The 510-nt window shown below is 56.5% G+C and carries 1 pseudogene; it reads right to left on the reverse strand.

The features are described 5' to 3' along the window. A pseudogene (locus HU729_RS25565) lies at window positions 1–446 on the reverse strand (transposase); the annotation flags it as partial. Between the last annotated feature and the right edge of the window lie 64 nt (window positions 447–510).

Raw genomic sequence — 510 nt, forward strand, 5'->3', positions numbered from 1 at the left:
ACTCACTCGACTGCGCAACCGCAGTCGTTCAACGTCCGGAGTTCGCCTTCTGTGACGATGTGCGTAGTAACTTGAGCGAGTGACTTCGAACACTTCGCACAAACAATCAACGGACTCATGGTCGCTGAGCTGGCGGATCAGCGCGTACGCTCGAGATCTTCCGACATCAAGAGCGCGGTAGCCTTTTTTAGTATCGATTTCTCACGTTCAAGGCGCGCGATCCGGGCTTCCAACTCTTGAATTTTTTGCTGCTCTGGCGTCAGCGCTTTGCTGGCCGGCGTAACGCCGCTGCGCTCCTGCTGAAGCTGATTAACCCATCGGCGCAGTGCTGATTCGACCAAGCCGAGCGAACGGGCCGCTTCGGCATGGCTGTAGCCTTGATCGAGCACCAGGCATGCAGCTTCGCGCTTGAACTCAGGGGTAAAAGTACGGCGTTGCTTGGTCATCGGACACCTCTCTGTGGCGAGCATTCTCGCCTAAATGGGTGTCCGGGGTTAGTAGACCACTACA

The sequence above is a fragment of the Pseudomonas sp. RW10S2 genome (assembly GCF_014268985.1).
GTDB lineage: Bacteria > Pseudomonadota > Gammaproteobacteria > Pseudomonadales > Pseudomonadaceae > Aquipseudomonas > Aquipseudomonas wayambapalatensis.